26 protein-coding genes, 1 tRNA gene and 2 pseudogenes are annotated in these 26,894 nt (G+C 63.7%); 15 read left to right on the forward strand and 14 right to left on the reverse strand.

The genetic code is table 11. The features are described 5' to 3' along the window. Positions 1-575: 575 nt before the first annotated feature. The 4 genes from V1294_RS34375 to mnmA all read right to left on the reverse strand — a co-directional run bounded on the left by V1294_RS34375 (position 576) and on the right by mnmA (position 3,134). Positions 576-652: transfer RNA gene (locus V1294_RS34375), tRNA-Met, on the reverse strand. A gap of 115 nt (positions 653-767) precedes the next feature. Next, complete coding sequence (locus tag V1294_RS34380) at positions 768-1,097, reverse strand: hypothetical protein (RefSeq protein WP_334484937.1); 330 nt, start codon at positions 1,095-1,097, stop codon at positions 768-770. 178 nt (positions 1,098-1,275) lie between these two features. Next, on the reverse strand, positions 1,276-1,914 hold the full coding sequence (locus V1294_RS34385) for a class I SAM-dependent methyltransferase (RefSeq protein ID WP_334484939.1): 639 nt from the start codon (positions 1,912-1,914) through the stop codon (positions 1,276-1,278). A 20-nt stretch (positions 1,915-1,934) separates the two neighbouring features. Next, positions 1,935-3,134, reverse strand: coding sequence for a tRNA 2-thiouridine(34) synthase MnmA (gene mnmA, locus V1294_RS34390; RefSeq protein ID WP_334503554.1), 1,200 nt, complete (start codon positions 3,132-3,134; stop codon positions 1,935-1,937). A 454-nt stretch (positions 3,135-3,588) separates the two neighbouring features. Here mnmA and V1294_RS34395 point away from each other — a divergent pair, with 454 nt between their 5' ends. The 8 genes from V1294_RS34395 to flbD all read left to right on the forward strand — a co-directional run bounded on the left by V1294_RS34395 (position 3,589) and on the right by flbD (position 11,592). Next, positions 3,589-5,088, forward strand: coding sequence for a flagellar hook-length control protein FliK (locus V1294_RS34395; RefSeq protein WP_334503556.1), 1,500 nt, complete (start codon positions 3,589-3,591; stop codon positions 5,086-5,088). An 11-nt stretch (positions 5,089-5,099) separates the two neighbouring features. Next, positions 5,100-5,801, forward strand: coding sequence for a flagellar hook assembly protein FlgD (locus tag V1294_RS34400; RefSeq protein WP_334503558.1), 702 nt, complete (start codon positions 5,100-5,102; stop codon positions 5,799-5,801). Positions 5,802-6,008: 207 nt separating this feature from the next. Further along, complete coding sequence (gene sciP, locus V1294_RS34405; protein WP_002714638.1) at positions 6,009-6,284, forward strand: CtrA inhibitor SciP; 276 nt, start codon at positions 6,009-6,011, stop codon at positions 6,282-6,284. Between the two features lie 171 nt (positions 6,285-6,455). Continuing rightward, complete coding sequence (gene fliF, locus V1294_RS34410; protein ID WP_334503559.1) at positions 6,456-8,072, forward strand: flagellar basal-body MS-ring/collar protein FliF; 1,617 nt, start codon at positions 6,456-6,458, stop codon at positions 8,070-8,072. A 6-nt stretch (positions 8,073-8,078) separates the two neighbouring features. Continuing rightward, complete coding sequence (gene fliG / locus V1294_RS34415; RefSeq protein WP_108521341.1) at positions 8,079-9,161, forward strand: flagellar motor switch protein FliG; 1,083 nt, start codon at positions 8,079-8,081, stop codon at positions 9,159-9,161. Further along, positions 9,161-9,787, forward strand: coding sequence for a FliH/SctL family protein (locus tag V1294_RS34420; RefSeq protein WP_334503561.1), 627 nt, complete (start codon positions 9,161-9,163; stop codon positions 9,785-9,787). Before fliG ends, V1294_RS34420 begins: the two co-directional genes overlap by 1 nt. A 19-nt stretch (positions 9,788-9,806) precedes the next feature. Further along, a complete protein-coding gene (fliN, locus tag V1294_RS34425) occupies positions 9,807-10,157 on the forward strand; it encodes a flagellar motor switch protein FliN (RefSeq protein ID WP_108521346.1) in 351 nt (116 codons plus the stop codon). Between the two features lie 55 nt (positions 10,158-10,212). Then, positions 10,213-11,592 carry a sigma-54-dependent transcriptional regulator FlbD gene (gene flbD / locus V1294_RS34430; RefSeq protein WP_334503565.1) on the forward strand — a complete coding sequence of 460 codons (1,380 nt, stop codon included), beginning with the start codon at positions 10,213-10,215 and terminating at the stop codon, positions 11,590-11,592. Positions 11,593-11,666: 74 nt separating this feature from the next. On the opposite strand, the gene V1294_RS34435 is transcribed toward flbD, so the two are convergent. Together V1294_RS34435 and V1294_RS34440 are read right to left on the reverse strand one after the other, a co-directional pair. Next, a complete protein-coding gene (locus V1294_RS34435) occupies positions 11,667-11,846 on the reverse strand; it encodes a hypothetical protein (protein ID WP_334484955.1) in 180 nt (59 codons plus the stop codon). Between the two features lie 63 nt (positions 11,847-11,909). Next, positions 11,910-13,118 (reverse strand): LLM class flavin-dependent oxidoreductase, encoded by a 1,209-nt coding sequence (locus V1294_RS34440; RefSeq protein WP_334503567.1) that lies wholly within the window; start codon positions 13,116-13,118, stop codon positions 11,910-11,912. A 187-nt stretch (positions 13,119-13,305) separates the two neighbouring features. Here V1294_RS34440 and V1294_RS34445 point away from each other — a divergent pair, with 187 nt between their 5' ends. After that, complete coding sequence (locus V1294_RS34445) at positions 13,306-14,421, forward strand: ATP-dependent DNA helicase (protein ID WP_334504937.1); 1,116 nt, start codon at positions 13,306-13,308, stop codon at positions 14,419-14,421. A gap of 137 nt (positions 14,422-14,558) precedes the next feature. Here the strand turns inward: V1294_RS34445 and V1294_RS34450 are convergent, their stop codons facing one another. After that, a complete protein-coding gene (locus tag V1294_RS34450; protein ID WP_334503569.1) occupies positions 14,559-16,268 on the reverse strand; it encodes a caspase family protein in 1,710 nt (569 codons plus the stop codon). A gap of 252 nt (positions 16,269-16,520) precedes the next feature. On the opposite strand from V1294_RS34450, the gene msrA reads away from it, so the two are divergent. The 5 genes from msrA (at position 16,521) to V1294_RS34475 (ending at position 19,059) form a co-directional block, all read left to right on the forward strand. Then, entirely contained in the window at positions 16,521-17,237 is a 717-nt protein-coding gene (gene msrA / locus V1294_RS34455; protein WP_334503571.1) for a peptide-methionine (S)-S-oxide reductase MsrA, read from the forward strand. 24 nt (positions 17,238-17,261) lie between these two features. Beyond that, positions 17,262-17,672 carry a peptide-methionine (R)-S-oxide reductase MsrB gene (gene msrB, locus V1294_RS34460; RefSeq protein WP_108521379.1) on the forward strand — a complete coding sequence of 137 codons (411 nt, stop codon included), beginning with the start codon at positions 17,262-17,264 and terminating at the stop codon, positions 17,670-17,672. Between the two features lie 123 nt (positions 17,673-17,795). Then, positions 17,796-18,170 (forward strand): hypothetical protein, encoded by a 375-nt coding sequence (locus V1294_RS34465; RefSeq protein WP_334503574.1) that lies wholly within the window; start codon positions 17,796-17,798, stop codon positions 18,168-18,170. 214 nt (positions 18,171-18,384) lie between these two features. Beyond that, complete coding sequence (locus tag V1294_RS34470; protein ID WP_108521384.1) at positions 18,385-18,549, forward strand: DUF3309 family protein; 165 nt, start codon at positions 18,385-18,387, stop codon at positions 18,547-18,549. A gap of 225 nt (positions 18,550-18,774) precedes the next feature. Next, positions 18,775-19,059 carry a hypothetical protein gene (locus tag V1294_RS34475; protein WP_108521386.1) on the forward strand — a complete coding sequence of 95 codons (285 nt, stop codon included), beginning with the start codon at positions 18,775-18,777 and terminating at the stop codon, positions 19,057-19,059. A gap of 81 nt (positions 19,060-19,140) precedes the next feature. Here the strand turns inward: V1294_RS34475 and V1294_RS34480 are convergent, their stop codons facing one another. The 7 genes and pseudogenes from V1294_RS34480 to V1294_RS34510 form a co-directional block, all read right to left on the reverse strand. Next, a complete protein-coding gene (locus V1294_RS34480) occupies positions 19,141-19,677 on the reverse strand; it encodes a DUF4112 domain-containing protein (protein ID WP_334503575.1) in 537 nt (178 codons plus the stop codon). After that, positions 19,677-19,871 (reverse strand): annotated as a pseudogene (locus V1294_RS34485) (helix-turn-helix domain-containing protein); the annotation flags it as partial. The gene V1294_RS34480 and the pseudogene V1294_RS34485, both read right to left, overlap by 1 nt. Positions 19,872-20,221: 350 nt before the next feature. Then, entirely contained in the window at positions 20,222-20,644 is a 423-nt protein-coding gene (locus V1294_RS34490) for a DUF5413 family protein (protein WP_334503577.1), read from the reverse strand. Between the two features lie 223 nt (positions 20,645-20,867). Continuing rightward, complete coding sequence (locus V1294_RS34495) at positions 20,868-22,004, reverse strand: DUF2336 domain-containing protein (protein WP_334484972.1); 1,137 nt, start codon at positions 22,002-22,004, stop codon at positions 20,868-20,870. 399 nt (positions 22,005-22,403) lie between these two features. Next, the gene (locus V1294_RS34500; RefSeq protein ID WP_334503579.1) at positions 22,404-22,910 is read right to left on the reverse strand and encodes a hypothetical protein; all 507 of its coding nucleotides are present in this window, start codon (positions 22,908-22,910) and stop codon (positions 22,404-22,406) included. 264 nt (positions 22,911-23,174) lie between these two features. Continuing rightward, entirely contained in the window at positions 23,175-24,794 is a 1,620-nt protein-coding gene (locus V1294_RS34505; protein WP_334503581.1) for a hypothetical protein, read from the reverse strand. Between the two features lie 50 nt (positions 24,795-24,844). After that, a complete protein-coding gene (locus V1294_RS34510) occupies positions 24,845-26,137 on the reverse strand; it encodes an adenylosuccinate synthase (RefSeq protein ID WP_334503583.1) in 1,293 nt (430 codons plus the stop codon). A gap of 279 nt (positions 26,138-26,416) precedes the next feature. Between V1294_RS34510 and ybaK the strand changes: the two are divergent. Beyond that, a pseudogene (gene ybaK / locus V1294_RS34515) lies at positions 26,417-26,886 on the forward strand (Cys-tRNA(Pro) deacylase). The last annotated feature ends 8 nt before the right edge of the window (positions 26,887-26,894 follow it).

The following is a 26,894-nucleotide window of genomic DNA, read 5'->3' on the forward strand; positions in this document are numbered from 1 at the left end:
CGGATCGCTGAAGCCGGACTCAAGGACTCGGCCGTCAAGAAACTGGCTTGGTTTCGAAGGATTCAGACTTTCGCCATTGGTCTAATGATGGCAATTTGAGCTGATCGCGGTTCTCCACTGCGGTTCTCCACCGTCCGAATCCGGTGGCTCGAGAAATGCCCGGTTTTATTGGGTTTTTCGCACGTCGCGGTCAGCTGGCGGAGAGGGAGGGACTCTCACCGCCGTTTTGCGGGCCCTCCCACCAATCGGAAGACCCCTCACCAACTTCCGGAAAACTGCGAAACACAGATGAACCACTGAAGCCCCGGTCGAGCGCGTCAAGCCGGGTCACCTACAACAAAAGGCGGTCCATGAACCCATGCATCTCAAGGAATCGCTTATGCCCTTGAACACGTGCATCGACATTCCTCGTTCGATAGCCGATTGGGATGCGGCGAGATAACTTTGCCTATTAAGAGGATTCGATTATCGCGCGCGACGGTCGTGTTTGCTACGAGACCCTGCTACGGGCAGATCTCTGCCGACATGGGCAGCAGATGAATTCGATGTAAGATGCTGATTCGAATGGTATTTTTTGGTAGCGAGAGAGGGACTCGAACCCCCGACCCCAGGATTATGATTCCCGTGCTCTAACCAGCTGAGCTACCTCGCCACGGTTCACCTTCGCGGCACACCATACCGCATTCGCGAACGCGCGGCATATAAGGAGTGGGTTAAGGGCCTGTCAAGCAAAGCCGGCGGTCCAGCCAACCGCCTGCGAAATAGCGCTATTTCGGCCGGATTGTCGGGTCGCCGCCGGGGCTGCCGGGCGGCGGAATCACCGGCGTCTTGCCGCCGTTCGGCGGCGCAGGCGCGTGCATTTCGGGATCGACGCCTGGGGGCGGACACAATACGCCGTCCGAGCGGGCAAGCTTGTCGCCGAGCGGCTCGGCTCGCTGACCGGTGGTTGTTCCCTCGGGAGCCTTCTCGCCGGGCTTCGGCAACGGCTGCATAGGCGCGCAATCGGCGGCGCGCTGCGGCGATGGCGGCGCGGTCTGGGCCGGCGGTGTGGTCGGACCCGGCGGAGCCTGTGCCGCCGCCACGTCAGCGGCTGCCATCAACACACATGAGAGAAGAAGTGCGCGTTTCATTGCCATGCAGGGGAAACGGCCTGCACTTGCGGAGGTTCCGCAGTCAAACTGTCGCTTTTTGTTTGACGCGTTTTCCTAACGCGAAACCGGGCTCCACCCCCGGATCAAGTCCGAGGGACTGCTTTGCTCGAAAACGCTATTTGCTTCACGACTTCCGGAAACGGATCAGCGAGAAATGCCCCATCGGCGGCATCGGCCGCCGTTCGGTCAGGGTGACGCCGCCATGTTTGTCAGCCCAGTTGGTCAGGCGCTCCCATGGGAATTCCGGCCGCCAGCCGAGCCGCCGCGCCAATGGCGCGAATGCCAGTTCGAACATCCGGCGCGGACCGCTTTCGGCACCGATGTGATTGACCAGAATGAGTTCGCCGCCGGGTTTCAGCACGCGGATAAAATCATCCAGCGTACGTTCCGGATCCGGCACCGCCGTGATGACATATTGCGCCACCACCGCGTCGAAATATGAGTCCTTGAACGCGAGATTCTTGGCGTCCATCACCGCAAGCGTTTCGACATTGGTCAGGCCGAACTCGCGCACGCGCTTCCGCGCCCGCCGCAGCATTGGTTCGGAAATATCGACGCCGCATAATTTCGTGTTGCGCGAATATTCGGACAGCGACAGCCCGGTGCCGACGCCGACGTCGAGAACGCGCCCGCCGATCTTGTCGGCTTCCGCGATGGTCGACCGGCGGCCCTCGTCGAACACCTTGCCGAACACGAGATCGTAGACCGGCGCCCAGCGCCCATAAGCCTTTTCGACCCCCTCGCGGTCGATATCCCCAGCCATTCCCTCTGCCCCGATTTTTCTTAAGTGCGCATCACCTCGGGGAGCGGCGTCATCGTTTGCTGCGCCCCTGCCCTTGCCACCGTATTCGTTGCGGTCGCGCTCTTGATGAATCCACCGCCGAGCACGCGTGCCTGTCCCGCCGGCGCATCGTAGAACACGCAGGCCTGGCCGGGCGAGACGCCCTCTTCGCCGGCAACGAGTTCGACCTCATAACCGCCATCGACCGCGCGCAACCAGGCCGGCTGGGGCGCGCGGGTCGAGCGCACGCGCACGAACATCTCGATGCCGTCGCCGATGACGCGATCCAGCAGCCGGTCGCCGATCCAGTTGATGTCGCGAAGGCGGATGCGATCCATCCGCAATGCCTCGCGCGGCCCCACCACGACGCGGCGGCTGGCCGCATCGAGCTTGACGACATAGAGCGGCGCGCCGGCGGCGATGCCGAGCCCCTTGCGCTGGCCGACAGTGAAATGAACGATGCCCTGATGACGGCCGATGACGTGGCCTTCGAGATCGACGATGTCGCCGGGCTCGATCGCGCCCGGCTTCAGGCGACCGATGATGTCGGTGTAGCGCCCGGTCGGCACGAAGCAGATGTCCTGGCTGTCCTGCTTGTCGGCGACTTCGAGGCCGAAGCGCCGCGCCAGTTCGCGCGTCTGCGGCTTGGTCATGTCGCCGAGCGGAAAGCGCAGGAAATCGAGCTGCTCGCGCGTGGTCGCGAACAGGAAATAGCTCTGGTCGCGATCGGCGTCCGCAGCGCACACCAGCGCGCGCGACCCGTCGGCGAGGCGGCGCGAGGCGACATAGTGCCCGGTCGCGAGCGCACTCGCGCCGAGTTCGCGCGCGGTCGCCAAGAGATCGCGAAACTTGACCGAGCGGTTGCACTCGATGCAGGGCACCGGCGTTTCGCCGAGCGCGTAGCTGTCGGCAAAATTGTCGATCACGGATTCGCGGAAGCGGCTTTCATAGTCGAGCACGTAATGCGGAATGCCGATCCGCTCGGCGACGTTGCGGGCGTCGTGGATGTCGCGGCCGGCGCAGCAGGCGCCCTTGCGGTGGGTGGCCGCGCCGTGGTCGTAAAGCTGCAGCGTGATCCCGACCACGTCATAGCCCTCGGACTTCAGCAAGGCAGCCGTCACCGAGGAATCGACGCCGCCAGACATGGCGACCACGATCCGCGTGTCCTGCGGGCGGCCTTCGAGATCCAGACTGTTTCGCATGCCAGAGGTCATCGACTTCAATCGCAAGCGCGCTGCGCGGCTCGCGGCCAGGGTTAAAAAGCCTTTTTATTATAAGGCCTTAAGGTCTCGTTCGGCCATACCGGGCCGGATCGGATGCCGCTCTTTAATATAGGCCGTATTGGTGCGAGGCAATCAGCCGATACCCATTTTTGGAGAGGGTCCAGGACGGCAAATCTTGCCGCCGGGCAGAAAAGGGGGCTGCGATGATGCCCCGCAATTTATCCGTCGCCCCCTCAAGTCTTTGAAATAACGTGATATTTTTTGCCGCGGCGGGTGGCCCGGTCCTTGCTGAATGGTAACCGAGAGCTCAGCGCGAGGATCGCCCGTGGTTAGTGTCACGTCAGAAGTATCGGCAAACGCATCTTTTCAGGGCGCGCAGGCAAGGTCCGCACGGGCCGATTCCGGTCAATCAGCCGGAAACGACAGTTTCGCGATGCTGGTCGACAGCAATGCGGCCGCCAGCAAAAACGACAATCGCGCCCAGGACTCAGCGCCCGCCTCGCGCCGCTCTGACGATTCGCATGCAGCTTCCGACAACCGCGCGCGCGACAGCAGTGCCGCGTCGGACAAGGCTGCATCTAATAAAGCCGCGGGCAACGATTCCAACGACCGCGGCGCCGCGATGAAGACACGCGACGACGCCAAAGCCGACGATACGGCCCGCAAGGCCGAAACGACCCGCGTGGCCAAATCGAAGTCCGATGCGCCGAAGTCCGGCAAGTCCAATGAAACCGAGCAGGTATCTTCCGGCGACGACGCTGCAGCAAAGGATCAGACCGAGGTGGCGCAGGATGGAACGGCCGTGGTGGCGGTCGACGCCATCGCCAATGCCACTGCTGCCGTGCCGGTGGCAACGGCTTCCGCGACGCCTGCAGCCGACAAGGCGACGGCGCCGCTTGCCATCGCCGCCGCAGCAATGGCCGCGTCGGCTTCGCTGGCGAGCGAGACCGCTCCGGCCATCCCCGCACCTGAAGGCGCCGGCACCAGGATCAACCCGCAAGGCGTCGTGGGCCAGGCCGTCAGCACGGCGGCCACTTCTGCCGACACCACCGTCACCACGGGTATCGCGCAGGCCGCTGCAGCGGTCGCGGCGACGCCCGCGGCATCGAAACCCTTCGTTCAGCTCAAGAACCCTGTTGTCGCGAAGGAAGGCGCAGCGACTGCCGGCGAGCAGGACGGCGTAACCAGCATGGCAGACGCCTCCGCAACCGCAACGACAGATGCAGGCACCATCGCTCCCTCCGCCACACCGCAGACGGAAGCCGTGGGCAAGCCGAAAGCCGAGAACGGCATGGCGGAGACCGTGAAGGCCGACGCGTCCGGCAACGCTGCCACGCCACCGGCCGCCCACGCCAACGCGCATTCAACGATCGCGGATGTCGGCCAAACGCCGGTGAATTCTTCCGGCAACGGCCTGCAGGCGGCCGGCGCGATCCAGACGCAGCAACCATCTGCTTCGACCGCCCCCGCCGCCGCGGCTCAACTCACCGCAACCGCAGCTACAAGCGCCGCGGTGCCCCTGAGCGGGCTTGCGATGGAAATCGCCGCTTCCGCCAACAGCGGCAAGACCCGCTTCGAAATCCGGCTTGATCCGGCAGAACTCGGCCGCATCGATGTCCGCATCGATATCGATCGCCACGGCCAGATGACGTCGCATCTGACCGTCGAACGGCCGGAAACGCTGTCGATGCTGCGTCAGGACGCCAACCAGTTGCAGCGCGCGCTCGACAATGCCGGGCTCTCGACCGGCACTAGCGGATTGCAGTTCAGCCTGCGCGACCAATCCTCGCAGGGGCAGAACGACGGCAACCAGTCCAACCCCAACGCCCATCGCCTTGTTGTCAGCGAAGAGGACAGCGTTCCTGCTGCCGTCGCCGGCCGCAGCTATGGCCGCATGCTCGGTTCGAGCGGCGGCGTCGATATCAGAGTTTAACGGAGAGCGCCATGGCAGTCGATGCAACCATGCCGACGAAGATCACTTCGGCAACCAGCACCAGCAACAGCACCACCAGCAACAAGACGGCTTCGACGGCGACGACCGGGATTGCGGATAATTTCCAGACCTTCCTGACGCTGTTGACCACGCAGCTCCAGAACCAGAACCCGCTCGATCCGCTCGACACCAACCAGTTCACCCAGCAACTCGTGCAATTCGCCGGCGTCGAGCAGCAGCTCAGGTCGAATGACCAGTTGAAGGCGCTGGTGGACATCGAAAAAAGCGCGCAGGCGACCCAAGCATTGGTCTATGTCGGCAACACCGTTGCCGTCGACGGCAGCAAGGCACAGTTCGACAAGTCCGCGACCTGGAATTTCCAACCTGACAAAGACATCACCGCGACGATTACGATCACCGATTCGACGGGACAGACGGCCTATACCGGCAACTTTCCGCTGACGAAGGCAGGCTCGAGTTTCATCTGGGATGGCAAGGGCAATGACGGCGTCCAGTGGCCGGCCGGCACCTACACAATGACCGCCACCGGCAAGGACAGCTCCGGCAACAGCGTCGCAATCTCCACCGAGGTCCAGGGCATCGTCGATTCAGTCGATCTCAGCGCCTCCCCGCCGCTGCTCTCGATCGGCGGCCAAAACTATACCACCGACAAGATCAAGCGGGTGGTCCGTCCGACCACCACCTCCAGCTAGCGCACCCACCACTCGCATCGTTAGATCCGTCACTTCCGACCCGGCAACCCCTGATTGTACGCAAAAGCGTCACAGGGAACCCGGGCGGACGCATTTTCCGTCATTTTCAAGGAGATTCGTATTGAAGCCGTAGGCTTAGGCAATTTTTAAGCCGCGGGGCGTAGGTTGTCATGGTGAGTTCAGTGGTTGAGAGTTTGTGAGTACGCCATGACAGAACCCCATCGCCCGAGGGTAAAATACGTCATCGGGCCTGACGGCAGCCCGTTGACAATTGCCGACCTGCCCGCGCCCGGCACGAAACGGTGGGTTATCCGCCGCAAGGCCGAGGTCGTTGCAGCGGTCCGCGGCGGCCTGCTCTCCCTCGAGGAAGCCTGCAGCCGTTATACCCTGACGGTCGACGAATTCCTGTCCTGGCAGTTTTCCATCGATCAGCATGGTCTGGCAGGTCTCCGGACCACCCGGATCCAGCAATATCGGCAGTAAACTCTCCCGAACCGAAAGATTTGATGAAAACCGGCTCCGTTTTGCGAAGCCGGTTTTTTTCATGCCGGAACTATTCGTGGCGGCTTTAACGGCTGTTAACCATATGGAAACCATCCCCTAGGCAATAATTGCCCAGTCGGTCCCAGGGACCGAATCCCCTGGGGGCGGTTGGTGCAAAGTCTCGTTGCTTTCCTGAGAGGCCTGGGCGCGTCACGGTTGATGGCCATGGTCGCGGTGACGACCGCGCTGCTCGGCTTCTTCGCCTTTGTCATCATGCGCGTCACGACGCCGCAGATGACCACCCTGTTCACCGACCTCTCCGCCGAAGATTCCTCCGGCATCATCAAGGATCTGGAACGCCAGGCGATTCCCTTCGAGCTGCGCAACGAAGGCGCCGTCATCATGGTGCCGAAGGACAAGGTCACGCGGCTGCGGATGAAGCTGGCCGAAAGCAATCTGCCCAAGGGCGGCGGCGTCGGTTACGAGATTTTCGACAAATCGGACGCCCTCGGCACCACGAGCTTCGTCCAGAACATCAATCATTTGCGCGCACTGGAGGGCGAACTCGCCCGCACCATCCGCGCCATCGACCGCATCCAGGCGGCCCGAGTGCATCTGGTGCTGCCGGAGCGGCCGCTGTTCTCGCGCGAAACGCCGGAGCCGTCGGCCTCGATCGTGCTGAGGGTGCGCGGCAGCCTCGAACCCCAGCAGATCCGCGCTATTCGCCATGTCGTCGCCTCCGCCGTCAACGGGCTGAAGCCGCAGCGGGTATCGATCGTCGACGAGGCCGGCCGGTTGCTGGCCGACGGGGCCGGCAAGGACTCCGATAACGCGGTCGGCGACGAGCGCCGCACGGCGTTCGAGAAGCGCATGCGCAACGAGGTCGAGGCGATCGTCTCCTCGGTGGTCGGCCAGGGCCGCGCCCGCGTCCAGCTCACCGCCGATTTCGACTACAACAAGGTCACCCAGACCTCGGACAAGTTCGATCCCGAGGGCCGCGTGCTGCGCTCCACCCAGACCCGCGAGGAATCCTCGCTGACCGCCGAGAACAACGGCCAGGTGACGGTTAACAACGAACTGCCCGGCAACCAGACCAACACCACCGGGCCTGCGGCCCGCGACCAGAGCAAGAAGAGCGAAGAGACCAACAATTACGAGATTTCCCGCACCACCAAGACCGAGGTCACCGAGGCCGGACGGGTCAACCGGATCTCGGTCGCGGTGCTGGTCGACGGCGCCTATACCAAGAACGAAAAAGGCGAAATGGTCTATCAGGACCGCAACAAGGAACAGCTCGACCGCATCGCCACCCTGGTCCGCTCGGCGATCGGCTTCGACCAGAAGCGCGGCGACCAGGTCGAGGTCGTCAATCTTCGCTTTGCCGAAGCGCCGACCGTGCCTGCGGTCGTTGAGCCGACCGGCCTTCTCGGCATGCTGCAGTTCACCAAGGATGACGTCATGTATGTCATCGAACTCGGCGTCATGATGCTGCTCGGCCTGGTGGTGCTGTTCATGGTGATCCGCCCGCTGGTCAAGCGCATCCTGGCTGCCGAAGTCATTCCCGCGCTGGCCGAACCGGCGCCGGCTTTGACCGACGGCACAGCCGAACTCGGGCCCGGGCAGGCGCTGATCGCCGGCAACAGCGGCACCGCCCAATTGATCGACGTCGCCCAGGTCCAGGGCCAGGTCCACGCGCAGGCCGTGCACCGGGTCGGCGAACTGGCCGAACGAAATCCGAACGAGACCGCTTCCATTGTTCGCCAATGGCTCAGCGAACCCGCCGAGTGACCTGACATGGCCGTACCGCAAACCAACAATGCCAACGACATCACCACCGTCATCTCGGCGCTGGCGAGCCGTCAGAACGCCCGGCCCAAGGGCAAGCCGTTGAGCGGCCCGAAGCGCGCCGCCATCCTGATGCTGGCGCTGGGCGAACAATATGGCGGCAAGGTCTGGGGACTCCTTGCTGACGACGAGGTGCGCGAACTGTCGATCCATATGTCGACGCTCGGCACCGTCGAGGCCGATGTCGTGGAAGACCTGCTGCTCGAATTCGTTTCGCGGATGTCGGCATCCGGCGCCCTGATGGGCACCTTCGACGCCACCGAACGGCTGTTGCAGCAATATCTGCCGTCCGAGCGCGTCACAGGCATCATGGACGAAATTCGCGGCCCCGCCGGCCGCAACATGTGGGAGAAGCTCTCCAACGTGCAGGAAGAGGTGCTCGCCAACTACCTCAAGAACGAATACCCGCAGACTATTGCCGTGGTGCTGTCGAAGCTGAAGCCGGAGCACGCCGCACGCGTGCTGGCGATCCTGCCCGAAGATCTCGCGCTCGACGTGGTCGGCCGCATGCTGAAGATGGAAGCGGTGCAAAAGGAAGTCATCGAGCGCGTCGAGCAGACGCTGCGCACCGAATTCATGTCCAATTTGTCGCAGACCCGCCGCCGCGACGCCCACGAGGTGATGGCCGAAATCTTCAACAATTTCGACCGCCAGACCGAAACCCGCTTCATCACCTCGCTGGAAGAGGAAAACCGCGAATCCGCCGAGCGCATCAAGGCGCTGATGTTCACCTTCGACGACCTCATCAAGCTCGACTCCGCCTCGGCCCAGACGCTGATGCGTAATATCGACAAGGCCAAGCTCGGCATCGCGCTGAAGAGCGCCAATGAGGAGGTACGTGCCTTCTTCCTCGGCAACATGTCGTCGCGCGCCGGCAAGATGCTGATGGACGACATGGCGGCGATGGGACCGGTTCGGCTGCGCGACGTCGACGAGGCGCAGGCGCTGCTCGTCAACCTCGCCAAGGACATGGCCGCCAAGGGCGAAATCACGCTGACCAAGAACCGCGCCGACGACGAGCTGGTGTACTGATGGCCGCACCCGCAAAATTCCTGTTCGACACGGACTTCGCGGCGCCCGACAGGACGCGCGAGCGTGCCGCCACGGCCGCCGAGATCGCGCAAAAGGTCGCGGAGGCCGAGGCACGCGCCTACCGCGCAGGCTACGAGGCGGCCCAGCACGAGGCCAGGGTGGAGAGCGACCGCCGCGCGGCGCTGGCGCTGGAAGAGATCGGCATCACCATCCGCGGCATCGCCACGCGTTTCTCCGGCATCGAGGCCAGGATGGAGACCGAGGCCGTCGAAGTCGCGGTCGCGGTGGCGCGCAAGCTGTGCAGCGAACTGGTTGCCCGCGAGCCGCTTGGCGACATCATGGCGCTGGTCAGCGACTGCTTCTCCCATCTGGTTGCCACCCCGCATCTCGTCGTTCGCATCAACGACCAGCTCTACGAGGCCGCCCGCGAGAACATCGAACGGCGGGCAGCCCAAAGCGGCTTCGAGGGCCGGCTGGTGATCCTGGCCGAGCCCGGGATTGCGACCGGCGACTGCCGGATCGAATGGGCCGACGGTGGCGTGGTGCTGGAACGCGCGGTCATCGAAGCGAAGATCAGCGAACTCGTCGGGCGCTATCTGGCGTCCCGCGATCAGGCCGGAACGTAGAGGCCATGAGGATTGAACCATGAGTGATACCGACGCACAGGTACCGTTGCCGGATCTCAACGCCGCGGACGCCCCGCCGATCGATGATCTCGCCTACAACGAGGACGAACAGGCCTCGCGCATCGCGGCCGACCTCGAAGCCGTGTTCGACGTGCCGGTGCAGGTCTCGGCCGTGCTCGGCCGCTCCAAGATGGACGTCGGCGAGCTGTTGAAGCTCGGCCCCGGCACCGTGCTCGAACTGGACCGCCGCGTCGGTGAAGCCATCGACATCTACGTCAACAACCGCCTGGTGGCGCGTGGCGAGGTCGTGCTGGTCGAAGACAAGCTCGGCGTCACCATGACAGAAATCATCAAGGCGGAACGCAGCTAACAATTTTGGCGACACGCGCCGCGAACGGCGCGAACAGACGAACAGGAGATAAAAAATGCGGCTTCTCATCGTTGGCACCTTGAAGGGCCAACTCACGACCGCCACCAAGATCGCGATGGAAAACGGCGCATCGGTGACCCACGCCGAGGCAATCGAACAGGCGATGGCCGTGCTGCGCGGCGGCAAGGGCGCCGACCTCCTGCTGGTCGACGTCGCCCTCGACATCCGCGACCTGGTGATGCGGCTGGAAGCCGAGCACATCCACGTGCCGATCGTGGCCTGCGGCATCTCCAACGACGCCCGCGCTGCGGTCGCTGCGATCCACGCCGGCGCCAAGGAATACATCCCGCTGCCGCCCGATCCGGAACTGATCGCCGCGGTGCTCGCCGCCGTCGCCAACGATTCACGCGATCTGGTCTATCGCGACGAAGCCATGGGCAAGGTGATCAAGCTGGCGCAGCAGATCGCAGGCTCGGATGCCTCCGTGATGATCACCGGCGAATCCGGTACCGGCAAGGAAGTGCTGGCGCGCTACGTCCACTCGCGCTCGACCCGCGCCAAGCGGCCGTTCATCTCGATCAATTGCGCGGCGATCCCTGAGCATCTGCTGGAGTCCGAACTGTTCGGCCACGAGAAGGGCGCCTTCACCGGCGCCGTCGCCCGCCGCATCGGCAAGTTCGAGGAAGCGACCGGCGGCACACTGCTGCTCGACGAAATCTCGGAGATGGACGTCCGCCTGCAGTCCAAGCTGCTGCGCGCCATCCAGGAGCGCGTCATCGACCGCGTCGGCGGCACCAAGCCGGTGCCGGTCGATATCCGCATCATCGCGACCTCGAACCGCAACCTCGCCGACGCCGTGCGTGAAGGCACTTTCCGCGAGGATCTGCTGTTCCGCCTCAACGTCGTCAATCTGAAGATCCCGCCGCTGCGCGACCGTCCGGCCGATATCCTCGAACTGGCGCAGCATTTTGCCAAGAAATATGCCGACGCCAACGGCGTACCGCTGCGCCCGATTTCCGCCGACGCACGGCGGGTGCTGACCTCCAACCGCTGGCAGGGCAACGTCCGCGAGCTGGAAAACACCATCCACCGCTCGGTGCTGATGGCGCAGGGCGACGAGATCGGCGCCGACGCGATCCTGACGCCTGACGGCGACCGCCTCGACCTCGCCAAGACCGCGCCGGCGGTGGCGCACGCGACCTTCGCCGCCGAGCAGGTCACCCGCGCTTTGGTCGGCCGCACCGTGGCCGACGTCGAGCGCGATCTGATCCTGGAGACGCTCAAGCATTGCCTCGGCAACCGCACCCATGCCGCCAACATCCTCGGCATCTCGATCCGCACGCTGCGCAACAAGCTGAACGAATATGCCGATGGCGGGATACCGATCACGCCCGCAGGCGCGGGTGAGCATCAGCGTTTTGTCGCGGCGGGTTAAGCAAGACCCTCGCCGTCATTGCGAGCGTAGCGAAGCAATCCATAGCGCCACAGGCGGAGAGGTGGATTGCTTCGCTACGCTCGCAATGACGTTGAGACACCGGAATAACTAGGCGCGTCGGGCTTGCGAAAGATGCGAATGGGATCGCCGGGCTGCAGGTCGCGCCCGGTAAAGACCGCATAGGCGTACAGCGCGAGATAAGCGATCGCGACTGCGCCGATTCCGTAAAATACCCAGGTCGCCAATCGCTTCATCAGACAGTCGCACCACGTTGAGCCTTCGCTAGGCTAACACACCGTGGGGCACCGGCCCAACCACTATCCCGCCGCCACTTTCTGCGCCGGCGCGACGTTGACTGCGAGCTTGCCGTAACGATCCCTGAACGCCTCGGTGTCGATCTCTTCGAGCTGAATGGCCCCGCTCATTACGCCCTTCTTCCACGCGTCATGCTCGGGGTCGTTCTGGAATTCCGGCATCACTTCCTTGCCGAACAGCTCGAGCGACTCGCAGATATGCTCATGGGTGTTCTTGCCCGCCTGGTTGAGCAGGATCACCTGGTCGATATGGGAGGAGCGGAAACGCCGCAGCTTCTTTCGGATGGTTTCCGGTGAACCGATCAGGCCGCCGCGCAGCGCCGCCTCCTGCGCCTCCGGATTGTCGCGCTTCCACTTGTTGTACTCGTCCCACATGTTGACCGTGCCCGGGTCCGGGCGCTGCCGATTCTGCGCCGCGCCGTAATAGCGCAGCGCGAACTGGAAGAAGGTGGCGCCATCGGCGCGGGCGCGCGCCTCCTCGTCGGTCTTGGCGCACATGAAAAACGAGACCAGCGCCATGTTCGGATTGATCACGTAATCGGCGAGCTTCTTTAAGCGCTTGGTGATCGCGTTGTAATAAGCGTGCACCCAGGCATGCGCCGCTTCCGCGCTGACAAACTGGAAGCCGAGCGCGCCAAAGCCGTTCTCGCCGGCGCGCTCAATGGTCGGCAGTTGCGAGCACGCCATCCACAGTGGCGGATGCGGCTTCTGGACAGGCTTGGGCACCACGTTGCGCAGGGGAATGTCGAAATACTTGCCATGATGCTCAGTGCCGACTTTCGTGAACATCGGAAAGATCGCTGCGACAGCCTCCTCGAACACCTCGCGCTTGGTCTCCATGTCGCGGCCGAACGGCGTCAGCTCGGTGATCGACGCGCTTTCGCCCATGCCGAATTCGCAGCGGCCGTTGCTCAGGAGATCGAGCACCGCAACCCGCTCGGCGACCCGGGCGGGATGGTTGGTGGTGAGCTGAAAAATGCCGTGTCCGAGCCGGATATTTTTGGTCCGCTGGCTGGCCGCAGCCAGAAAGGATTCCGGCGCGGGCGAGTGCGAATATTCTTCGAGGAAATGATGTTCCACCACCCAGGCGTGGTCATAGCCAAGCCGGTCGGCGGTCTCGAGTTGGGTCAGCGCGTTCTGGTAGAGCCGGAGCTCGTCGCCCTCTCCCCATGGGCGCGGCAGTTGCAGCTCGTAAAAGATGCCGAATTTCATGACGCCTCCCAAGGACCGCTTGTTGTTTTCAGGCAGTGTATTCGCCATGCATCCCAAGTCCAGCCTCGACCGCGAAACAGCAATTCCGTGGCGCGGAAGCAGCCTTGCATGGAGCGCGCGAATGGTTAGCTTTACGCTTCCGTTGAGTCGCGGCCTCACCGCCCGCTCTGCTCTCCATCTGGGCCCCATGACCTCGTTCACGCCGCATCAGGATTCCGCGCTGAAGGCCGTTGCCGACTGGCTGAAGGCCAAGCCCGGCAGGGGCGGCACGCCGCCGGTGTTTCGCCTGTTCGGCTATGCCGGCACCGGCAAGACCACGCTGGCGCGGCACATCGCCGAAGGCGTCGATGGCGAGGTGAAGTATGCCGCCTTCACCGGCAAGGCCGCGCTGGTGATGCGCAACAAGGGCTGCGACAACGCCTCCACCATTCACTCGCTGATCTATCGCGCCAAGGAATCCGGCGTCGAGCAGCCGAGCTTTGAGCTGTGGGACGACGCGCCCGCTTCCAAGGCAAAGCTCATCGTGATCGACGAATGCTCGATGGTCGATGCCGAACTCGGCCGCGACCTGATGTCATTCGACTGTCCCCTGCTCGTGCTCGGCGATCCCGCGCAATTGCCGCCGATCCAGGGCGGCGGCTTCTTCACCGACTGCGAGCCCGACGCGATGCTGACCGAGGTGCATCGCCAGGCGCAGGACGATCCGATCGTGCGAATGTCGATGGATATCCGCGAGGGGCGCGAACTCGAAATCGGCCGCCATGGCGAGAGCGAGGTGGTGCCGCGCAGCGAACTCGATCCGAATCGCGTGATGGGCGCCGACCAGGTGCTGGTCGGCCGCAACAACACCCGCCGCGCCTACAACATGCGCGTTCGCCAGAAACAGAACATCGAGGACCCCTTTCCGGTGGCCGGCGACAAGCTGGTCTGCCTGCGCAACAACCGCAAGAAAGGCCTGTTCAACGGCGGGCTGTGGCGGGTGAAGTCGCGCACCCAACCGCGAGCGAAATCAAAAATCCTGACCATGCGGCTCTCGCCCGACGAAGAGTTCGGCCACAAGGTCACCAAGGTCTCGGTGCGCCACGACTGCTTCGAGGGCGGTATCGAGGCGATCCCGTGGGAGGAGCGCAAGCCCTATGACGAGTTCGACTATGGCTACGTGCTCACCGTGCACAAGTCGCAGGGCTCGCAATGGGACGACGTGGTGCTGTTCGACGAGAGCTTTGCGTTCCAGGACAGCCGGGCAAGATGGCTCTACACGGGGATTACACGCGCGGCGAAGCGGCTGAGCGTGGTGGTGTAGACACCGTCATTCCGGGGCGATGCGAAGCATCGAACTACGATGTGCAATTGCACATCGGAGAATCTCGAGATTCCCCGATGCGCAATTGCGCATCTGAGGTCTGGTGCTACGCACCATCCCGGAATGACGCTGGCGCGTCACTTCCCCGCCACGAAGTAAAAATCCTCGCGCCCCGGCAGCGAGCCGTAGGTGAACGGCTGCTGGGTGCGATTGGTCGCCTTCCAGACATCATCGCGGACAATGTCGAACAGCTTGCGCACCTCGATCTTCGGTTCCTTGATGACGCGCGCCAGCACCGTGGCGAACGGGCTGTTGAGGGAATCGCCGTCGAGCGCGGTCTCGCCGTGCTTGGCGGCATAGACCACCATGAAGCCGGCTTCCGGCTCGATATTGGAAAAACCGCGGTTGACCAGTTTTAGCGCAATCGTCCGCTGCATGGTCTTTTCAAAGGGATTGTCGCGGCAGGCGTCGAGCATCACCAGCCGCAGTTTCCGCGCGCCGGCCACGGATGCGATCACCTGCTCCAGCGCAACCGCCTGCGTCTCCGCATCGTTATCGGCCTTCAGCCTGGCATCGACCGGGATCAGATAATTCACGCCGCCGATCTCCATGCCGTGACCGGCATAATAGACGACAGCCCAATCCGCCTTTTCCGCCTCCATGCCGAACTCATGCAGGGTGGCGAAGAATTTATCCCGGGTGAGATCCGGCGCCAGCGTCACCGTGACAAAGCCGAGTTCGCGAAAGGTCGACGCGAGCAGTTTGGCGTCGCGCGGTGGATTATCCAGCGGGGCAACATTCCTGTAGGCGCCGTTGCCGATGATCAGCGCGACCTTGCGCGGCCCGGCCGGTTGTGGCGTCGACGACGAAGCCTTGCCCGCGGGCGCGGCCGTGCCCAGCAAGGCTTCCAGCCGTTCCTTGGCGACAGCGCGCGCCAGCGTGGTGTCGATGTCCTCGCGCCGGACCGCCACGGCGTTGGCGGCCGAGCGATAGTCGGCGCGTGCGGCGGTGAGGTTACGGCGTTTCTCGAAAAGCTGCCCGCGGCCGACATAGGCGCGAACGTAGTTCGGATTGATCTTGAGCACCTGGTCGTAATCGCTGAGGGCGGCGTCGAGATTGCCCTTGCCGAGATAGGCATTGCCGCGGCTGGTCAGTCCGTAAACATTGTTCGGTGACTTCGCCAGCGCCGCATTGCAGTCGGCGATCGCATCATCGAACCTGCCCATGCCGGTGTAGGTAATGCACCGGTAGGCCGGAACTTGCGGACCGTCGGGATTGATCTTCTGCGCCTCGGCGAAGTCGGCAAGCGAAGCGTCGTACCGTTTCATCAACCCTTGCAGGCGGCCCCGGTTGTAATGGTGCAGGTAGCGGCTCTGATCATTGGAGATATGCTTGACCGCCAAGTCGAATTCATCGAGCGCGCGCTGCAGTTCGCCCCTGCGCATGAAGATCAGGCCGCGGTTGTTGTAGGCACTGCCGTAAGTCGGACGCAACTGCAGGCACAAATCGTAGTCGGCGAGCGCACGCTCGTCGTCGCCCTTGTAGCTGTAGGCGATGCCGCGCGCGTTGATGACGTTGATATTCTGGGGCGCGATCTCGTGGGAAGCGGTGAACGCCGCGATCGCGCCATCGTAATCGCGCTTCTTCACCAGGCTGTCGCCACGATACCAGAAGGCGGCTGCCTGGGACGCGCCGGTGATCTTCTCGTCGGCGATCACGCTCTCGCAGGCCGCCAGGCGTGCCGTGGGTTCCGCCGTGGAATTCCGGCAGGTGTCGATATCGCCGGCGGCCCGCGCGGGGCCGGTGGCGGCAAGCATGACGAGACCCAGCCATAAGGCCCGCAACATCGGCAGAACGCTCCGGCGCATGGATTTTGGTCGCGGGGCGCGACCAGCGGTTCATTGTGGAAAGGGAGGCCCGCACCGGTCAAGCGCCCCCTCTAAATGCTTGGGCAAATGGCCTTATTCACGAACTCGTGTGGCGCACGCCGTAACAATCCGCAAGCAGCGCCGTATCTTGGGCATCGGAGAGAACTGAGCCGATTGCGAAACGCCGATCCCGCTCTAGACTGCCCCCAACCATTGCCGAAAGAGGAAACCATGTCCCCTCGCCATCTCAGCCTGTCGCTGTGCGCTGCCGCCATCGGCGCGCTGGCCATCGCCGCGGTCGCCATCAGCCCCTCGCGCGCCTCGGAGGAAGCCGTCATCATTCCCCCGCCCGCGCTCGACGTGCAGGCGGCCGACGGCATCCAGACCGCCGTGATCGCCGGCGGCTGTTTCTGGGGCGTGCAGGGCGTGTACCAGCACACCGCCGGCGTGCTCAACGCGGTGTCCGGCTATTCCGGCGGCAGCAAGATGACCGCGAACTACACCATGATCGGCACCGGCACGACCGGACACGCCGAGGCGGTCGAGATCAAATACGATCCGAAGAAGATCAGCTACGGCAAGATCCTGCAGATCTTTTTCTCCGTCGTGCACGACCCGACGCAATTGAACCGCCAGGGCCCGGACACCGGCACGCAATATCGTTCGGCGATCTTCACCGCCAATGACGAACAGAAGAAGGTGGCGGAGGCCTATATCGCCCAGCTCAACGCCGCCAAGGTGTACAAGAAGCCGATCGTGACCAAGGTCGGCCCGCTGCAGGCGTTCTATGCGGCGGAGGACTATCACCAGGACTACCTGACGCTGCACCCGAACCAGCCCTATATTGCCTTCAACGACATTCCGAAGGTCGAGAACCTGAAGAAGATCTTTACGGAGAACTACATCGAGAAGCCGACGCTGGTGAGCAACGCCAAGGGCACCAATTGAAAGGCTAGCAATTAAGGAGGCTAAATGTCCGACACCAAAACGTCCGGCAAGGTCGTCAAGAGCGAGGCCGAGTGGCGCAAGGAATTGTCGCCGATGCAGTATGCCGTGCTGCGCGAGAAGGCGACCGAGCGGCCGTTCTCCGGCGAATATGAGCACGAGCACCGCAAGGGCACCTATACCTGCGCCGGCTGCGGCCAGACGCTGTTCGAATCCGACGCCAAGTTCGACTCCGGCTGCGGCTGGCCGAGCTTCACAGCGCCCGCCGTGGACAGCCATGTCGACGAGGAGCGCGATGTCAGCCACGGCATGGTCCGCACTGAAGTTTTGTGCTCGAAATGCAACGGCCATCTCGGCCACGTCTTCCCCGATGGCCCCGGCCCGACCGGCCTGCGCTACTGCATCAACTCGGCGGCCTTGAAGCTGCAGCCGAAATAGTTTCAGCAGAGGTCGAACTTGTTCCAATCCCCGCGCGACCAAGGGCTGGTCGCGCGGGGATTTTGTTTGGTGGGACACTTTTCCCGGTTTGCCCGGCGCGCAAACTTCAAGGAAAATTTCGAAATGCACATTTCCAAACGTCTGCTGTGCGGTCTGGGGCTTGCCGCCCTCATCATGGAGAGCGTCGTGATCCAGCCTGCCTTTGCCGCCGACAAGGTCTCCCTGTTCAAAATCATCACCGCCAAGGACGAGATCGTGATCGGGATCAGCGAGGGCGACCTTGCCCAGATCGAAGGCCAGAACGCCGGCGGCGTCGCCAAAATGCTGGTCGCCAAGGGCTCGATGAGCGCGTGGCAATACGCGGTGCGCAAATCCGCCGGCGGCGATCTCGAACAGGCGCCGCTGCACAAGATCGGCCTGATCGCCAGCGATAGCCTTCGCGTCGAGCCCTATGCGACGCCGTTGAAGGTGCTGCCGATCGACGAGACGAAGAAATGACGGCGTAGCCGTCATTCCGGGATGGTCCGAAGGACCAGACCCGGAAGAGATTCTCCGATGTGCAATTGCACATCGTAGTTCGATGCTTCGCATCGCCCCGGAATGACGGTGTGAGTTTCAGCGGACCGACCAAGGACTTGCGGCTTGGAATATGCTTTGATCCGGGCCGCGGGGACGTCTTGGGGGGCGCCCGCGGGCCTTCGGGGAGCGCGCCATGTCGCTTGGAACGATACTCGTCATTATCCTGATCATATTCCTCCTCGGCGGCTTCTCCGGCCGGTTCGGCGGCTATGGCTACGGCCGCGGCCATTCCACGATGGGCCTCGGTGGCGTGATTTTAATCGTGCTTCTCATCCTGCTCCTGCTCGGCAAGCTATAAGCCTAATAAGCCATTGAAATAACTTAAATTAATTTGTGTTCCACGCAGCCATGCGTGGATTCATCATCACCCCCGATGTCAGGCTTCAGGGGTCGCATTTCCGTCAAAGAAGCTTATATTGGGACCTGAAATGACGTGCACGGCGCGGCCCCGCCATAGTGGCCCACCGTCATCCAATCCCCATTGCTCACACGCAAGAGCCGAAAAAGATTGAGGTCACCGTCCATGCGTCCCTTCAGCTACAACACCGCCGCCGAACTGTTTCCCGCCGCGATCCGCAAGAAGAAGCGGGCTGGTTTCGCCTATCGGCGTTTTGGCACCGCGGCGGAAGCAGTTCGCTTCGCGATCGAGGAGCTGCCGGCGGACTCGCTGAATGGCGCCTACCTGCAGGTCGAGGAAGCCCGCTTCGACCAGAGCGGCATCCGCACGCTCTATGAAAGCGAAGCCTTCCCGCTGCCGCGCCGTCCGCGTGCGCCCGCCAGCGCCGAAGACAAGGCCGACGCGGCCTGACATTCCGCATCGATAAATCGACTGCCCTCGGAGCATCTCCGAGGGCATGTTTTTTGGCGACATCTTTTCCAGCGTCATGCGTCAGCGCGGCTGCTTGTCGAGCCAGCGCTTGAGCATGCGCACGTTGCGGACGTTGGCGCGGAACATGACGTCGAAGGCGTCGCCCGCGACCGGCACCAGGCCGACCACGCCGTCAACCGCGACATTGCCCAGCATCCGCGCCGTGATGTGCCAGGGCGCGCCCAACGCGCGCGCCTCGCGCACCACCCACAGCGCAATCGCCGTCGTGATGATGTCGCCGACCACGGGGATCAGGCCGATCAGCCCATCGATGCCGTAGCGGAATTTGGTGCCGGGCACGATGAAGGCCACGTCCAGCAGTTTGGCGATGGCATCAAGCCGCGCCAGCCGCTGCTCCCGCGTCAGATCGCCGAACGGATTGGCGGCGGAATGGCCGAAATCGAACCGCAAGCCCTCGAACTGCGTGTGCAGGTTCGCCTCGGGGAGCTCGCGCCCCTCCTGGTCGATGACCGGGCCGCGCCCGGGCGCGCGCGTCCGGGAAGACTGCCCGGAGCCTGAACGGTGCGGCGTATAGATATCGTCGTTTGACATGGCCATCAGATGGTAATGCGAATGCGAGGTACAAGTTGCGTCAAATTATCACTGCGTATTAGCGCCGCCGTCGGCGTCAGGCCGAAGCGGCGGCGGAAGCAGCGGTTGAAATAGGACAGGTCGTTGAAGCCGCACGTGAAGGCGATGTCGCTGATGCGCCGCTCGGCGGCATGCGCCAGCAAGTCCGCCGCCTTGCGCAACGCCCCGACCCCGGCATTTACCGGATAGATCGGCCGCGAAAAAAATCTATAGTTCAAGCCTCAACCACGGTTGAAGCGGCTCGGGGCTTTTTTCACGTAAGCGTATTGCAATCACATTGCGCATGAGCGGCGGACCGAAAGGTCCGCCGTTTTTGTTGCAGCGTCGGCTGGTCCAGGCGGGTCGTCGTCCCTGCGAACGCAGGGACCCATACTCCGCGGCTGTTATTGCTGGAAAAGACAAGATAACAAATACCTCGCAAAACCAATTGCGGCCGGTGGTTGTGGGTCCCTGCGTTCGCAGGGACGACGGAAGAGAGCCCGTTGGCTCCTCCCATCCTGCGCTCTATCGTTCAGGTCGAATGCGCCGCCTGCGGCGTGTCGGCGTATTTGTGCGTCAGCCAGGACGACAGCATCGCGGGCACCAGGCCGCCGACGCCATAGAGCACAAACTGCATCACGCCGGTATCCGGCCCGCGTGAGCCATAGAGCAGCGAGGCGGCGGCAAAGCCGATGGCGCCCAGGATCAGCATCCGTACTGCGGGAGAAATCCGCTTGACGTGATAGAGAATGTCGTCGATGGCACCGACCATCAGCGCCGGCACGATGCCGAACAGATAGCTGTACTGCAGCGTCTTGACGAACGCGCCGAGGAATTTTCCGATCTCCGACCAGCTGGTCTCATTCCAGTAGCCCGAGGCCATCGTGGTCGCGAACAGCATCAAAAACCCGCCGACGAACGGGCCGATCGCTCCGAAGATCAGATAGCGTTTCATGGCGACCTCTGCGTTGAGTCTTTGGATCGAGAAAGAAGAATCACCATCGGACCAAGCGCGCGCTTCCGTAACCGGACATGATCCGGCTTCTCATCAACGCCCTGACCGCAGGCAATTTCAAATCCAGTCAGGATGGAGTCAAGGGGCCAAGAGCTTTACAAGAGCTTTACAAGAGCTTTCCAGGAACCTTCGATGCAGCCTTCGCGCGTCGGCAAAGCCGGCGTCAAGCAGGCTGGCTCATCTTCTTGCCCACCGCCGGCGCCGCAGCAGGCTCATTCTTCTTGGCAAGAATCCGATCCGACCCCCATCGAATGGTCCATTGCGCCACCGACAGCAACAACGACTCAAACACCGCGACGCATTGTTCGAGTTCCCGGTCGGTGGACGGCGGACAGCCCGGCCGGTTGCGGACGATCATCGTCGTTGTCGACCAGCTCAGCCGGGCGGCCTTGCAGGCGACGATCAGCCCATACACCCGGTCGGGTTCAAGCAAGGGTTCGATCGCCTCGACCTTGACGTCGGCCTTCAAGGCAAGGGCTGCGACCACGTGGGTGTATTCGCCCCTCACCGCAAACCGGTTGACGATCGAATCATTCAGCTTGCCGGTGCGATTGAGCGCAACGACCTCGCTTTGCGCCTGGGTGTAGTCGATCGCCTTCCGGGCCGCGCCGCCCTGTGCGGCGGGGGCCGCGGCGGAATTTTGGGCTTTCTCCCGCACGACAGCTCGCGGCGCCGTCAGGAATCGCGCGCGAACCACGTCGGCAACCTTGCCAATGAGCTCCCGCAGCAAGCTGCCGGGAATGTCCAGGCGAACGCCGAGCTTTTCCGCCAGCCCTTCGTCACGCTCCGCCCGCCCCACCAACGTCGCGTAGCCGCATTCGGAGAAACGCGCACCCGAGTTCCGGGCGAGCGCGTTGGAGACGTTGACGTCGCCAAATCTCATCAGCGCGTCCGTCAGCGCTTCGTTGAGCGTCTTCCGGTCGCAGATCGCCAGCAGGTGCTGCTGGCTACGGCTTTTGACGATTTCAAGAAGGTCTGCTTCCGAAACGCAGCTGGAGTTTCTCAGCACCGGCGCGGCCACCTGGGGCTGTTCGTGGAACGCAAGCTGGCGGATGGTCTGGCGCGGGGCCCGCTCGATGGTGGAGAGCGCCTCGCTGAGCTGGATCACGGTTGCGGCTTCCACCCGCGCGACGAGGTGGGCGAGGACGCCATCGACGGCTGCGATCTGGGAGTCGCCGAGACGGCCGACATTGGACAGGAACAGGTCCGTCACCTCGCCAAAAATCCGGGCGTCGTGCTCGGGTCCACTCTCTTCGGCGCCGTTCAATTCTTTACGCAGATCCGACGAAGCGGCAGGCATGGCTATCCCACCTCCGCATCGATCGTGCCGGCCCGCCGCATGACGCCATTTCCGCCGGCTCGCGTCATGCCTTCAGGCCCACGGTTGGGAACGCTTCCCGCGGCCGCGCCATCGTGCGGATGGCCGGGGTCGTCGTGGATACATCGGTAGCGGAATGAACAAGCATTTGGGTGCCATTCGAAAGGCCAGTGTCGGCAGCCTTTTCACTCCAACGAAAGCAACGAGCCGGGTGCGAGCAATAGCCACCGATCGTACCCGGGCTTCCCTAACGGGTGGTTGTTTCGAACCCGGGATTATCCGCATTTGTACTAAGTTTTGTGGCGTGGAAGGCGAGCCCGGCCGGCTGGGGCCCGCCGGGCCGGGCAACATCCGCCTCCGGAGGTCCGTGGGATCGCAGGGTCAGGGAAGCCGTTCCATGGAAGGGTGGGGTAGCGGGCCCGCATCTGTTCCTTCCTCGAAAACCGCGTTGTCGCGCATCTGCGCTTCGTTCGACGTGTCGTGCACGCAACAGTTAGGAAAGTGTTGACGCGAGCCATTGCAGCTTCGCAGCATTGGCGCATAATTCGCGGTGGGGCGGCGCAGCACTTTTGATTCGAACATCGGCAGAATTCGAGCAACCACACCGGGTGACTCCCGGGTGATGGATGACGTGTGCGGCAGCGCAAGCCGCGTGCAGCGCCCCCAATGAACAGCGGCCAGCACCGCGCGCGCAACCTTGGGGATCGCATCGATGACTTTCCACCGTACAAGCAGGATCGCACCTCTCTTCGCCATCGCCCTCGCGGCGACGGCGCTTTTCGCACGCCCGACCCTCGCCTTCTCGGAGGCGCAGCAGATGTGCACCGGCGACGCCATGCGGCTATGCGGCCATGAAGTCCCCAACGTCCAGCGAATCACCGCCTGCATGGTCAGGCACCGCGCGCAGGTCAGTCCGGGCTGTCGTGCGGTGATGGACCGCGAGCACGCCGCACGGAGGCGAGCCGCCACCGCCGAGTAACCGGCCGCTGCGCTCGAAGACGAACGCGAACGGCCTTAGCCGGATGATGTGCAATGCTGAGGCTGTCTTCCTGCTGGACTCTTTCGCTACCCGCGCAGCGATCGATTTAACGATCGATCTCCTGGCTCAACGGAGATCAGCTCAGGCCTGAGAGCGCATCCGCTGCGCTCCAGCTACTCCCCCCACATCGCGAACGCGTCGTTGAACGCGCGTTCGCCGGGGGAGCCCTTTTCGATCGCGATGATGGCGCGGCGCTGGTTGACATAGACCAGCGGAACGTCGAACCAGGAGCGCTCCTTCAGGAGCTGCAAATTGCGGGCGCGGTCGGAATCGACGTTGGAGAGGCCGACCAGGAAGAAGCCGTCGGTGACTTTGACGGCGAGGCCTGCCAGCGGCGTGCCGCGCGCCTGCTCATTGGACTTCATCAAAATGCCCGGCACGTTGCCGACGCCTCCGCCGGAGAAATCCTGCGGCAGGATGAAGGTCAATTCCGCGGTGTGGCTCGCCGGCAGCGAACTGTCGGTATTGCGGCGGAACGACATCGTCATCTTGAACTTGCGGTCGGGAATCTCGATGTCGGCGCGCACGGCGACATCCGGCTTCTGGTTGCCGCTCGCCTTGATCGGTTCGGTGCGCCAGATCACCGAGCCGACATATTGCTTGCCCTTGGGATCTGACGGGTCCTCGTCATACAGCACGACGCGCTGCGCCACCGGCGCGACGTTCTCGCCTGGCGACGGCTGGCCGACGCGATCGGGAATTTTTGGGCGCGACTGGGGTGCGGCCGGATCCTTCGGCGCTTCCACCACAGTGGAGGATTTGAACAGGCCGCCCACGGCCGTGACGGCCGATTTGCCCCACAGGATGCCGGCGCCGACCAGAATGAGCACGATACCGACCGCAATCGCGCTCTTGAACGGAAACACCGCCGCCGACCGTGCGCGCTGTTTCTTCGGCTCGCGGTCGCGATCCTGCGACAGCCGCGAACGCTCACGCGGCGGCGGCATTTGCGGCGGCTGCGGCGCGTAACGGTCGGCCTCCTCCAGCGATTCGTCATACGAATAGGGCGCGTCGGGATCGGCGCCGCGGTTTTCCATGCTCGGCTCGAGCCGGTCGAATTCCGGCGAGGGCGACGGCACGTTGGCATAGGTTTTTCGCGCGGCGCGGTTGGCCTGGGCCGCGGCGCGGCCGAGATCGTCGGCGTCGGCGGCGATGTCGCGGAAGCCGCGCATGCCGGGCGGTGGCGGTGGCGGCGGCAGGCCGTTTTCGGGACCGCGGCGAGGGCCGCCGCCACGCGCCGGCGGGCCGGCGTCCTGCATCGGAATCTGCGGCGGCTGCGGACGCGGCGCGCCGGGCGGCGGCGCATCGGCGCGCAGATTGCGCGGCGGGCGTTGCTCATCCTGGCCAAGCGGCGGACGGGCCTCGCGCGAAGGAGGAGAAGGCGGACGCTGGCGCATCGCTCCGGGCGGCGCGCCCGGAGGGCCTGCGGATTCCGGCGGCCGGGCATTGGCGCGGCGGAAAGCATCGCCGCCGCGCGCGGCGCCACCGCCGCCGCCGGGCCGGCTTGCCTCGCGGGCGCGTTGGGCAGCTTCCGATTCGACCTTGCGCACGGCCTCTTCCAGCGACAGCCGTTCGCGGGTGATTTCGGATTCGGAAAGCGGCGGCTGAACGCTGCGCAACTGCGCGATCAGCGCGGTGCGAGCCCGCTCATAAAGCGCACGGCGGCTCTCGCCTGGAGCATTGGGGTCCAGGCCGGCGATAGCACGTGCGATCAGCGGGTAATAATCAGCCATTTCTCTTCAATACTGCAGGTCGATATTGGAGCCTTGGCGGTAACATCCCGTTAAGCCTCGAACGGGTTCTGTACCAGAATAGTATCCTCGCGTTCGGGGCTGGTGGAAAGCAATGCGATGGGACAACCCACGAGTTCCTCGACCCGGCGGACATATTTAATGGCCTGGGCCGGCAGATCTGCCCAAGAGCGGGCGTTGGCGGTGGGCTCCTTCCAGCCCTCGATGGTCTCGTAGATCGGAACCACCCGGGCCTGGGCGCCCTCGCCCGCCGGCAGATGGTCGATCTCCTTGCCGTCCAGCATGTAGCCGGTGCAGACCTCGATGGTGTCGAAGCCGTCGAGAATGTCGAGTTTTGTAAGTGCGAGCCCGGTGATGCCGCAGGTGCGGACGGTCTGGCGCACCAGCATGGCATCGAACCAGCCGCAGCGGCGTGGACGGCCGGTATTGGTGCCGAACTCGCGGCCGCGTTCGCCGATCTTGCGGCCGATGTCGTTGTCCTGCTCGGTCGGGAACGGTCCCAGCCCCACGCGGGTCGTGTAGGCCTTGCAGATGCCAAGCACGTAACCAACCGAGGCCGGCCCCATGCCGGTGCCGGTCGCCGCCTGCGCCGCCACCGTGTTGGACGAGGTGACGTAAGGGTACGTGCCATGGTCGACGTCGAGCAGCGCGCCTTGCGCGCCCTCGAACAGGATGCGCTTGCCCTCGCGGCGTTTGATGTCAAGTAGCCGCCACACGGTCTCGGCGTAGGGCAGCAGTTTTGGCGCCAGCGCGGTGAGCTCTTTCAGGATGCCGCCGCCGTCGATCTCCTCCAGATTGAGCCCGCGGCGCAGCGCGTTGTGATGCGCCAGCAGGCGGTCGATCTTGTGCGGCAGCGTGTCGAGGTCGGCGAGGTCCATCAGGCGGATGGCGCGGCGGCCCACCTTGTCTTCATAGGCGGGGCCGATGCCGCGACGCGTTGTGCCGATCGCGGTGACCGCATTGGAAGATTCCCGCAAGGCGTCGAGATCGCGGTGCAGCGGCAGAATCAGCGTGACGTTCTCGGCGACGCGCAGGTTTTCCGGGCTGATGGCGACGCCCTGGCCCTTCAGCTTTGCAACTTCATCGAGGAAGGCCTGCGGATCGAACACGACGCCATTGCCGATCACGGCGAGCTTCGAAGGGCGCAACACGCCGGACGGCAGGAGCGCCAGCTTGTAGGTCTCGCCATTGATGACAAGCGTATGGCCGGCATTGTGGCCGCCCTGGAAGCGCACGACGATATCGGCCTGCTCCGACAACCAGTCGACGATCTTGCCCTTCCCTTCGTCGCCCCATTGGGCGCCGACGACGACAACGTTGGCCATTTCTAAAGTGTTCCCTGCAAATCTGATGGTCCCAGCATGACCCTTCCGGAAAACCGGTCTCCACATTTCCGGATCATGCGCTAGCCTGCCCAGCCAAAATCACGGCCGGGGCCGTTCGCATGCGAGGCAGCCCCACCGGATAAAGGAAGCGGGTGCTCTAGGCAAGCAAGAAGGCAGTTTTAGGGGGGCCTTAGAACGGCTCCAACCCATTGATATCCCCGTAAAATTCCTGACCACCGGGCGAGAGACCCATTAACATCCGGCAATGACGGAAAGGCCATGTCGAAAACCACCCGTGCAACGCAGGCGCTGGAAAAGCTGGGCGTGAAATTCACCCTGCATGCCTACGACTACGACCCGGATGCGGCGAGCATCGGGCTGCAGGCGGCGGAAGCGCTCGGCGTGCCGCCGACGCGCGTGCTCAAGACGCTGATGGCCGAGGTCGACGGCAAGCCGGCGCCGTGGTGCCGTCGGACTGCGAAGTCAGCATGAAAAAGCTTGCGAGCGCCTTCGCCGCCAAGGCGGCCAAGATGATGCGGCCGGCGGATGCCGAACGGCTGACCGGCTACCATGTCGGCGGCATCTCGCCGTTCGGGCAGAAGAAGCGCGTGCCGGTCGCGATCGAGGAAGCGGCGCTCGGCCATGCGAGCGTGTTCCTCAATGGCGGCCAGCGCGGCTTGCAGGTCGAACTCGCTCCCCAGGACGCCGTGAAGGCTGCGGGCGCGATCGCGCGCGCACTGGTGGCGTGAGCGCCCCC

This window comes from Bradyrhizobium sp. AZCC 1678, assembly GCF_036924765.1.
Taxonomy (GTDB): Bacteria; Pseudomonadota; Alphaproteobacteria; order Rhizobiales; family Xanthobacteraceae; genus Bradyrhizobium; species Bradyrhizobium algeriense.